The sequence below is a fragment of the Streptomyces poriferorum genome, assembly GCF_019399235.1.
Lineage (GTDB): Bacteria > Actinomycetota > Actinomycetes > Streptomycetales > Streptomycetaceae > Streptomyces > Streptomyces poriferorum.
Map to the genome: position 1 here is coordinate 1 of NZ_JAELVH010000314.1, position 9,412 is coordinate 9,412.

The window sequence follows — 9,412 nt, forward strand, 5'->3', positions numbered from 1 at the left end:
GATCACCGGCCGCCCGGCCGGCGTCGCGGTCCGCTACGGCGGTTTCGCCGGGGTCGCGGGACTGGACCGGCTCGTCGTCCTCGGCCACTACGGCGCCGAACGCTGGGACGCCGTCTCCGGCACCGTCCACGCCCCCGCCCCGCACCCCGGCGTCGCCGCGGTCCGGGCCGAACTCCCCGGCGTGCTCGACCGGTTCGACTCCTGGCACGGCACGTGGATAGAGGAGAAGGGCCAGGCGCTCGCCGTCCACACCCGCCGCGCCGCCGACCCGCAGGCCGCCTTCGAGGCCCTGCGCGGCCCCCTGGGCGAGCTCGCGGCCCGCCACGGTCTGATCGTCGAACCGGGACGCCTGGTCCTGGAGTTGCGGCCCTCCGGCATGGACAAGGGTGTGGCCCTCACGCAGTACGTGCACGAGACGGGCGCGGGCTCCGTGCTCTACGCCGGTGACGACCTGGGCGACCTCGCCGCGTACGCCGCCGTCGACAAGCTCCGCACCGAGGGCCCCGAGGGCACCCCGGGCCTCNAGCTGGTCCAGGAACCATTGCTGCGGCGGCAGCGCGGTGGCCGCCGCGGCCAGCCGCTTCGTGCGGGCAGTCCGCTCGTCGTCCGCCATCGTCAGCGCCTCGTGGAGGGCCGCGGCGGTGGCGGACACGTCGTACGGGTTCACCGTGATCGCGTCGGCGCCCAGCTCCTCGTACGCCCCCGCCTCCCGCGACAGCACCAGCGCGCAGCCGTGGTCGGAGACGACCGGGACCTCCTTGGCGACCAGGTTCATGCCGTCGCGGATCGGGTTGACGAGCGCGACGTCCGCCAGCCGGTACGCCGCCAGCGAGCGGGCGAAGTCGTCCTTAACGTGGAGGACCACCGGGGTCCAGTCCGCCGTCCCGTACGTCTCGTTGATCCCGTCGGCGACGCGCTGGACCTCGGCCGTGTACTCCCGGTAGACCGCCAGGTCCTGCCGCGAGGGGTAGGCGAACGCGATGTGGACGACGCGCCCGCGCCACTCGGGCCGCTCGTCGAGCAGGGCGCGGTAGGCGTGCAGACCACGGACGATGTTCTTGGACAGTTCCGTACGGTCCACCCGCACGATCGTCTTCCGGCCGGGGCCGACCTGCTCCCGCAACGCCGCCATCCGTTCGTCCACATCCGCCTCATGGGCGCGGCCGCGCAGGAAGTCCGCGTCGGCGCCGAGGCCGTGCACCCCGATCCGGGTGTGCCCGGTGCCGCCGAGGATCTCCGCACAGCAGCCGATGAACGCGTCCGCCCACCGGCGGGTCAGGAAGGCCGCCCGGTCAGCGCCCAGGATGCCGCGCAGGAGCTGCTCGGCGATGTCGTCGGGCAGCAGCCGGAAGTAGTCGACGGGCGCCCACGGGGTGTGGGAGAAGTGGCCGATCCGCAGGTCGGGCCGGAGCTCGCGGAGCATCCCGGGCACCAGCGCCAGGTGGTAGTCCTGCACGAGGACCGCCGCACCCTCGCCCGCCTCCTCGGCGAGCGCCTCGGCGAAGGCCCGGTTGTACGTCTCGAAGGAGGCCCACTGCCGGCGGAACTCCGCGTCGAAGACCGGCTCGACGGGGGTCTGGTAGAGCAGGTGGTGGACGAACCAGAGCACCGAGTTGGCGATGCCGTTGTACGCGTCGGCGTGCACGTCCGCGTCGATGTCGAGCATCCGGACGCCCGGTTCGCCGACCCCGCGCCGTACCGCCTCCCGGTCACCGTCCCCGAGGGCGGCGCAGACCCACATCTTGTCGTCCACGGCGCTCAGGCCGGAGACGAGTCCGCCTCCGCCGCGCTTGGCGTCGAGGGTGCCGTCCTCGCGGAGCGCGTACGAGACCGGGCCGCGGTTGGACGCGACGAGTACCTGGGCAGCGGGCTGAGGGGCGTGCTCGGAGACCATGGGCGAAATCTAGCCCGATCATGAACCGCCCAAACGTGCGAAAGCAGGCCACGTCACGCCGCGCGGCGTGAAACGTACTCCTCGATCTCGCGCATCGGCGGCCGTTCCTCGGTGTCCACGGGATAGGTGTGCGGGACGAACCCGTGCTCACCGCGCTCGAACTGCGTCAGCGACGGGCGGACCAGATGCCCCCGGGAGAGCCGGAGTTGAGCGGTCCGGTAGATGGAGGCCGCCATCCGGCCGAGCGCCTGGCCGTCCTGGTGACGGTGCTTCCTGACGCCGACGTCGACCTGGGCGAGCGCGTCCAGGCCGACCGTGTGCAGCGCGTCGACGAGCAGGCCCAGCTCCACTCCGTAACCGACCGGGAACGGCAGCCGCTCCAGCAGCGAGCGGCGCACGGCGTACTCGCCGCCCAGCGGCTGGACGAACCCGGCCAGCTGGGGCCAGTGCAGATTGAGCAGCGGGCGTGCCACCATTTCGGTGACCCGGCCGCCCTGACCGGTGGTGTCGCCGAACGGGCGGTCGTACATGGCCTTGACGAACTGCACCGAGGGATCCGTCAGCAGCGGGCCGACGATGCCGGAGACGAAGTCGGCCGAGAAGTCCTTCAGGTCCGCGTCGATGAAGCAGACGATGTCGCCGCCGGTCACCAGGAGTGACCGCCACAGCACCTCGCCCTTGCCGGGGACGGCCGGAACGCGGGGCAGGATCGCGTCGCGGTGGACGACGCGGGCGCCGGCCCGGCGGGCGACCTCGGTGGTGGCGTCCGTCGAACCGGAGTCGATCACCACGAGCTCGTCGACCAGCCGGACCTTCTCCATGAGCTCGCGCCGGATCGTCGTGACGATGTCGCCGACCGTCTCCGCCTCGTTCAGCGCGGGCAGCACCACACTCACGCTCGCACCGTTCGCGCCGTTCCTGGCGTCGAGCAGACGGTCCAGCGGACGGTCGGCGGCTGACCAGGAACGCCTGGTCAGCCAGCGTTCGACCTCTTCCAGCACGGTCGATACTCCCTGTATGTGATCCATCTCGCGGTACGGACGACTATCTCAACAGTCCGGTGCTTCGGTTACAGTCTTGAACAACGCAGATGGCCGTCGCATGCCGGGGTCCATCCGCCGATAAACGCCTGGATCCATGGTCCAGTGCCACAGCGCTCATCCAGAGGGACAGAGGGAACGGCCCGTTGAAGTCCCGGCAACCCTCCCGCCGACCGCGAGGTCAGGTGGGGAAGGTGCCAATTCCGTCTCGTGACGAAATGCGTCGCGAGGAAGATGAGGAGAAAGGGCCTCGCCATCATGGCTATCGAGACTGTTGCAGCACCCACCGAAACTTCCGTGGACCTCGGTCCCGCCGCGGCGCTTTCCTGCCGCGAATGCGGAGAGCGATTCGCACTCGGCCCCATTTTCGCCTGCGCGTCCTGTTTCGGGCCGCTCGAAGTGGCGTACGACCTGCCGAGCGGCTCCCCGGACGAGCTGAAGAAGCGCATCGAGGCCGGACCCAACAACATCTGGCGCTACGCGCCGCTGCTGCCGGTCCCCTCCGATGTCGCGGACAAGCCCAACATCAACCCCGGCTTCACCAAGCTGGTCAAGGCCGACAACCTCGCCCGTGAGCTGGGCGTCACCGGCGGTCTGTACGTCAAGGACGACTCCGGCAACCCGACGCACTCCTTCAAGGACCGCGTCGTCGCGATCGCCGTCGAGGCCGCCCGCGCTTTCGGATTCACCACGCTGTCCTGCTCCTCCACCGGCAACCTCGCCGGCGCCGTGGGCGCCGCCGCCGCCCGGGCCGGTCTGCGCTCGTGCGTGTTCATCCCGCACGACCTGGAGCAGGGCAAGGTCGTCATGGCCGCGGTGTACGGCGGTGAGCTGGTCGGTATCGAGGGCAACTACGACGACGTCAACCGCTTCTGCTCCGAGCTCATCGGCGACCCGCTCGGCGAGGGCTGGGGCTTCGTCAACGTCAACCTGCGCCCGTACTACGGCGAAGGCTCCAAGACGCTCGCGTACGAGATCTGCGAGCAGCTCGGCTGGCAGCTGCCCGACCAGCTCGTCATCCCGATCGCGTCCGGCTCGCAGCTCACGAAGATCGACAAGGGTCTCCAGGAGCTGATCAAGCTCGGCCTGGTCGAGGACAAGCCGTACAAGATCTTCGGCGCCCAGGCCGAGGGCTGCTCCCCGGTCTCCACCGCCTTCAAGGCGGGGCACGAGGTCGTACGGCCGCAGAAGCCGAACACGATCGCCAAGTCCCTGGCGATCGGCAACCCGGCCGACGGCCCGTACGTCCTGGACATCGCCCGCCGCACCGGCGGCGCCGTCGAGGACGTCAACGACGAACAGGTCGTCGACGCGATCAAGCTGCTGGCCCGCACCGAGGGCATCTTCGCCGAGACGGCGGGCGGCGTGACGGTCGGCGTGACGAAGAAGCTGATCGACGCCGGTCTGCTCGACCCGTCGCTCACCACCGTCGTCCTGAACACCGGTGACGGCCTCAAGACGCTGGACGCCGTGGCCGCCACCTCGCAGGTGAGCGCCACGATCCGCCCGAGCCTGGACGCCTTCCGCGCCGCGGGCCTCGCTGCCACCAGCTGAGAAGCTTCCGACCACCCGAGACTTCAGGAAGGGCACCCACCATGAGCGTCAAGGTCCGTATCCCCACCATCCTCCGCACCTACACGGGCGGCCAGGCCGAGGTCCCGGCCGAGGGCGCGACCCTCTCCCAGGTCATCGAGTCCCTGGAGAAGGACCACCCGGGCATCGCCGCCCGCGTCCTGGACGACCAGGGCAAGCTGCGCCGCTTCGTGAACGTGTACGTCAACGACGACGACGTGCGCTTCGAGGGCGGCCTTGACGCGGCCACGCCGGACGGCGCCGGCATCTCCATCATCCCGGCCGTCGCCGGCGGCTGCTGAGCCACGGCCCGGGCCTTTCACGGCCGCCGGGCCGACTTCACAGCGTGACCATGATTGCCCCCTCCGCGAGAGAAGCGGAGGGGGTAATTCTGCATGGTTGAGCGGGGTACAGTGAGGGAAGTCCCCTCCGCTGCCCGTGCCCCCCGCATATGAGAATGCGCCTGGCCACGACAAGAAGCAGCCAAAGTGTCCGAGCTCCTTGCGCCATAAGTCGCCTTTGCCTGGCCCGACTTGCCCTGGAATCTCGTGAATTCCTCGTATTCGGGCGATCGGTTCTGCTCAGAATTCTCGTCCGATTGACCTGTTGCAGAGGGCAGTTGGGCAGATACATTCGGCCGCGGTCGACGCGTTCCGGCGCACACACCCTCTCCTGTCGGAGGGTGAGTTCTGACCCGGGCCCGCGAAGTGCGGTCCTGTGCAAGGGCCAGTAATAGGGGAGTTAGGCATGGCTCAGGGCACCGTCAAGTGGTTCAACGCGGAGAAGGGGTACGGCTTCATCGCGGTCGACGGTGGTGCGGATGTTTTCGTCCACTACAGCGCGATCCAGATGGACGGGTACCGCACCCTCGAAGAGGGTCAGCGAGTTGAATTCGAGATCTCGCAGGGTCAGAAGGGGCCGCAGGCGGACATGGTCAAGCTCGCCGTCGGCTGAGCCCGGCCGGGTTCGACGCAGTCGGTCGACGACACTACTCACGCACGGAGGGCCCGTACCCCACAGGTACGGGCCCTCCGCGCGTCCCGGGTCCGCTGCCGCGGCGAACAGCCTCCGCGGGTCCAGGACCGCTGCCGCGGTGAACACCTCCGCGGGTCCCGGGTCCACTGTCGGTGCGAACAACCCCCGCGCGTCCCGGGCGTGCTTCCGTCGCGCCCCCTGTGGCTGTCCACACTCCGAGGGGGACGCTTGCACTCTCGGGGGTCGAGTGCTAATTATTGGCTTAGCACTCTCTGGGTGAGAGTGACAGAAACTTGGACCGGGCCGGTGAGGCCCGCAGGCCTCCGGGGCAAGGAACCGGCAGGCACGCAGGCCGTCCGTCGCGGGCGCCACTCGGTCCGGAGAAATCCACCCCTGTCCGGGAGGACCACTTCATATGGCCAAGATCATCGCCTTCGACGAGGAGGCCCGGCGCGGTCTTGAGCGCGGCATGAACCAGCTCGCCGACGCCGTCAAGGTCACCCTCGGCCCCAAGGGCCGCAACGTCGTCCTTGAGAAGAAGTGGGGCGCCCCCACGATCACCAACGATGGTGTTTCCATCGCCAAGGAGATCGAGCTGGAGGACCCGTACGAGAAGATCGGTGCGGAGCTGGTCAAGGAGGTCGCCAAGAAGACGGACGACGTCGCCGGCGACGGTACGACCACCGCCACCGTTCTCGCTCAGGCACTCGTCCGCGAGGGCCTTCGCAACGTGGCCGCGGGTGCGAACCCGATGGCTCTCAAGCGGGGCATCGAGAAGGCCGTCGAGGCCGTCTCCGCCGCCCTCCTGGAGCAGGCCAAGGACGTGGAGACCAAGGAGCAGATCGCTTCGACGGCCTCCATCTCCGCCGCTGACACCCAGATCGGCGAGCTCATCGCCGAGGCCATGGACAAGGTCGGCAAGGAAGGCGTCATCACCGTCGAGGAGTCCCAGACCTTCGGTCTGGAGCTCGAGCTCACGGAGGGCATGCGCTTCGACAAGGGCTACATCTCGGCGTACTTCGCCACGGACATGGAGCGCATGGAGTCGTCCCTGGACGACCCGTACATCCTGATCGTGAACTCGAAGATCAGCAACGTGAAGGACCTCCTTCCGCTGCTCGAGAAGGTCATGCAGTCCGGCAAGCCGCTGCTGATCATCGCCGAGGACGTCGAGGGCGAGGCCCTGTCGACCCTGGTCGTCAACAAGATCCGTGGCACCTTCAAGTCCGTGGCCGTCAAGGCTCCGGGCTTCGGTGACCGCCGCAAGGCCATGCTCGGCGACATCGCCATCCTCACCGGTGGCACCGTCATCTCCGAGGAGGTCGGCCTCAAGCTGGAGAACGCCGGTCTCGACCTGCTCGGCCGCGCCCGCAAGGTCGTCATCACCAAGGACGAGACGACGATCGTCGACGGCGCCGGTGACAGCGACCAGGTTCAGGGTCGCGTCAACCAGATCCGTGCCGAGATCGAGAACTCCGACTCGGACTACGACCGCGAGAAGCTCCAGGAGCGCCTCGCGAAGCTGGCCGGCGGCGTGGCCGTCATCAAGGCCGGTGCCGCGACCGAGGTCGAGCTCAAGGAGCGCAAGCACCGCATCGAGGACGCGGTGCGCAACGCCAAGGCCGCCGTCGAGGAGGGCATCGTCGCCGGTGGTGGCGTGGCTCTGCTCCAGGCCTCGGCCGTCTTCGAGAAGCTCGAGCTCACGGGTGACGAGGCGACCGGCGCCAACGCCGTCAAGCTGGCGCTGGAGGCTCCGCTCAAGCAGATCGCCGTCAACGGTGGTCTCGAGGGTGGCGTCGTCGTCGAGAAGGTGCGCAACCTGCCGATCGGTCACGGCCTCAACGCCGCGACCGGCGAGTACGTCGACATGATCGCCGAGGGCATTCTCGACCCGGCGAAGGTCACGCGCTCCGCCCTGCAGAACGCCGCGTCCATCGCCGCGCTCTTCCTCACCACCGAGGCCGTCATCGCCGACAAGCCGGAGAAGGCCGCTGCCGGCGGCGCTCCGGGCGGCATGCCGGGCGGTGACATGGACTTCTGATCCTGACGGATCGGTAGCTCCTGCACAGCAGTACATGACACCGGCCCCCGGGGACTCGTCCCCGGGGGCCGGTGTCATGTCTGTGCTGGTCTAGTTGCTGAACACCATTTCCGGGAACCGGCCCGACGGACCGTCCAGCAGGTGGTCGTCGTGGCCCCGCAGCCATCGCCCGAAGAACGACGTCACATACGCCCGCCCCGCGGCCGCCGCCCGGTCCGGTCGTACGGTCCCGACCGCCGCGGTCAGCCCGTCCCCGGGTTCCGCGCCCTGCCGTGCGAGCTGCGGCAGCAGCACCTGCGCGTCCGTGTACGAGGCGTGGCGCGAGCCGGTCAGCGTGACATTCGCCTTCCAGCCGCGGGTGTTGCGCCAGAACGCCGCCCACGACGGCTGCTGCCGGTAGTCGCCCGACCCCTCGCTCTCCGTCCCCATCAGCAGCAGCGGCCGGTCGAGCCCCTCCAGCGCCACCGTGCTCAGCCGGCTGCCGTCCGGCAGCGCTCCGCCGACGTAGTCCATCTGCCCGTCCATGTTGATGCCCGCCCGGATGCGGCGGTCGTCATGCATCGCCTGGGCCGCGGTGAAGCCGCCCGCGGAGTGGCCGAACATCCCGATGCGCCGCAGATCGAGTACGTCCCCGAAGCGCGTCCGGTTCAGCTCCGGCAGCCGGTCGAGCACGAACCGCGTATCGGCCACCCGCACCGCCACGGCCTTCCGCAGCAGGACGCTGACCGCGTCCGGGTCGGAGGGCGGGGCGCCGTCGAAGATCCGCATGGTGGCGAGCCGGCCGCCGGGGAACTCCACCTCGGTGGCCTCGTAGGTGTGGTCGACGGTGACGACGGCGTACCCGTGGCTCGCGAGGTCGTCCACCAATGCGGTGTTCCAGGTGCGCGGGTCCCCGAGCCCGGGGGAGTAGAGGACGACGGGCAGCCGACCGGCCCGGGGGTGCACGGGCGCGTCCTGCCGGGCATGGCTGAGCGTGGCGCCCCAGTCGGCCGACCCCGGCGCCATCCCCAGGTTCAGCGCGGCGGCGCCCTCCGGCCCGCCGAAGTGGGCGGCCGCGGCAGCCGGCATCTGGGGCACGCGGGGCGCGGCACCACGGGGCGCGGCCGGGTAGCGCACGCTGACCATGAGCTCGCGGTACGGGGAGGCGTCCGGCGCCCACGGGTCGGTCCGGCTGCGGTCGACGAGGTGGAGGATCGTGGAGCCGACGCCGAACGGACCGGTGGGGCGGGGGAGTCGCGCGGTCGGGAGATCCGCGCGCACCGGCCGGTGGCTCCCGGCCGTGGAGCGATCCGGGCTCCCGGCCGCGACGGACGGTACGGCGGACGTGGCCAGCGCGGCGGTCGCGGCCAGCCCGGTGACGAGCACCTGCCGGCGGTTGTGGGTGCGGGTACGCGGGACTGCGGTCACTGGACTCTCCCCGTTCGGGCGGCACGGGCAGGGTGCGCACCGTGCTGCGGACACCCCCACGATGCCCCGCCCATGCTCCCGGGCGCGTGATACCCGGGTGCTCGATCGGCGGGCCGGCACCCCCTACCCCGGTATGAGGCGGGACCGCCGGTCAGCCCGCGTCGACGCAGGGCGGCCAGGGCGTGTTCCAGGAACGCGAGGGTGCGGGGGCCGAGGGTCCGGCGGGCGGGCACGGCGGTGGCCAGCCAGGGGTGGCGGAGCATGTGGTCGCGCTGGAGGTGTCCGATGGCCTTGAGGTCGGCCCGCCATTCACCGGTGAGCGGCCCGGACTCGGACAGTTCGCCGTTGACGTGGTCGATCATCAGGTCCAGCAGCGTCTCCTTGTCGGGGGCGTAGCTGTAGAGCGACATGACGCCGGCGCCCACTTCCGCGGCGACCCGTCGCATGGTGACCGCGTCGATTCCCTCGGCGTCGGCCAGGGCG

At 70.1% G+C, this 9,412-nt stretch carries 7 protein-coding genes, 2 pseudogenes and 1 riboswitch; of the genes and pseudogenes, 5 read left to right on the forward strand and 4 right to left on the reverse strand.

All coding sequences use genetic code 11. From position 1 onward, the window contains the following. Window positions 1–523, forward strand: a pseudogene (locus JGS39_RS34145) (trehalose-phosphatase); the annotation flags it as partial. Here JGS39_RS34145 and JGS39_RS34150 read toward each other — a convergent pair. Both JGS39_RS34150 and JGS39_RS34155 read right to left on the reverse strand, forming a co-directional pair. Next, window positions 518–1,894 (reverse strand): annotated as a pseudogene (locus JGS39_RS34150) (alpha,alpha-trehalose-phosphate synthase (UDP-forming)); the annotation flags it as partial. The pseudogenes JGS39_RS34145 and JGS39_RS34150 overlap by 6 nt on opposite strands. A 53-nt stretch (window positions 1,895–1,947) precedes the next feature. Continuing rightward, a complete protein-coding gene (locus tag JGS39_RS34155; protein WP_219573633.1) occupies window positions 1,948–2,895 on the reverse strand; it encodes a glucosyl-3-phosphoglycerate synthase in 948 nt (315 codons plus the stop codon). Window positions 2,896–3,048: 153 nt separating this feature from the next. Beyond that, a riboswitch (SAM riboswitch) is annotated at window positions 3,049–3,175 on the forward strand. Window positions 3,176–3,192: 17 nt separating this feature from the next. Here JGS39_RS34155 and thrC point away from each other — a divergent pair. From thrC to groL, 4 genes are all read left to right on the forward strand, one after another. Continuing rightward, entirely contained in the window at window positions 3,193–4,488 is a 1,296-nt protein-coding gene (thrC, locus tag JGS39_RS34160) for a threonine synthase (RefSeq protein ID WP_219573634.1), read from the forward strand. A gap of 41 nt (window positions 4,489–4,529) precedes the next feature. Continuing rightward, window positions 4,530–4,808 (forward strand): MoaD/ThiS family protein, encoded by a 279-nt coding sequence (locus JGS39_RS34165; RefSeq protein WP_219573635.1) that lies wholly within the window; start codon window positions 4,530–4,532, stop codon window positions 4,806–4,808. Between the two features lie 445 nt (window positions 4,809–5,253). Further along, window positions 5,254–5,460, forward strand: a complete 207-nt coding sequence (locus JGS39_RS34170) for a cold-shock protein (RefSeq protein ID WP_003967346.1) — start codon at window positions 5,254–5,256, stop codon at window positions 5,458–5,460. Between the two features lie 436 nt (window positions 5,461–5,896). Further along, window positions 5,897–7,522, forward strand: a complete 1,626-nt coding sequence (gene groL / locus JGS39_RS34175; protein WP_219573636.1) for a chaperonin GroEL — start codon at window positions 5,897–5,899, stop codon at window positions 7,520–7,522. Window positions 7,523–7,612: 90 nt separating this feature from the next. Here the strand turns inward: groL and JGS39_RS34180 are convergent, their stop codons facing one another. Then, window positions 7,613–8,929, reverse strand: coding sequence for an alpha/beta hydrolase family protein (locus JGS39_RS34180; RefSeq protein ID WP_219573637.1), 1,317 nt, complete (start codon window positions 8,927–8,929; stop codon window positions 7,613–7,615). Then, window positions 8,926–9,412: TetR/AcrR family transcriptional regulator (locus JGS39_RS34185; RefSeq protein WP_219573638.1), on the reverse strand; the 487-nt coding region annotated here is incomplete at its 5' end. The genes JGS39_RS34185 and JGS39_RS34180, both read right to left, overlap by 4 nt.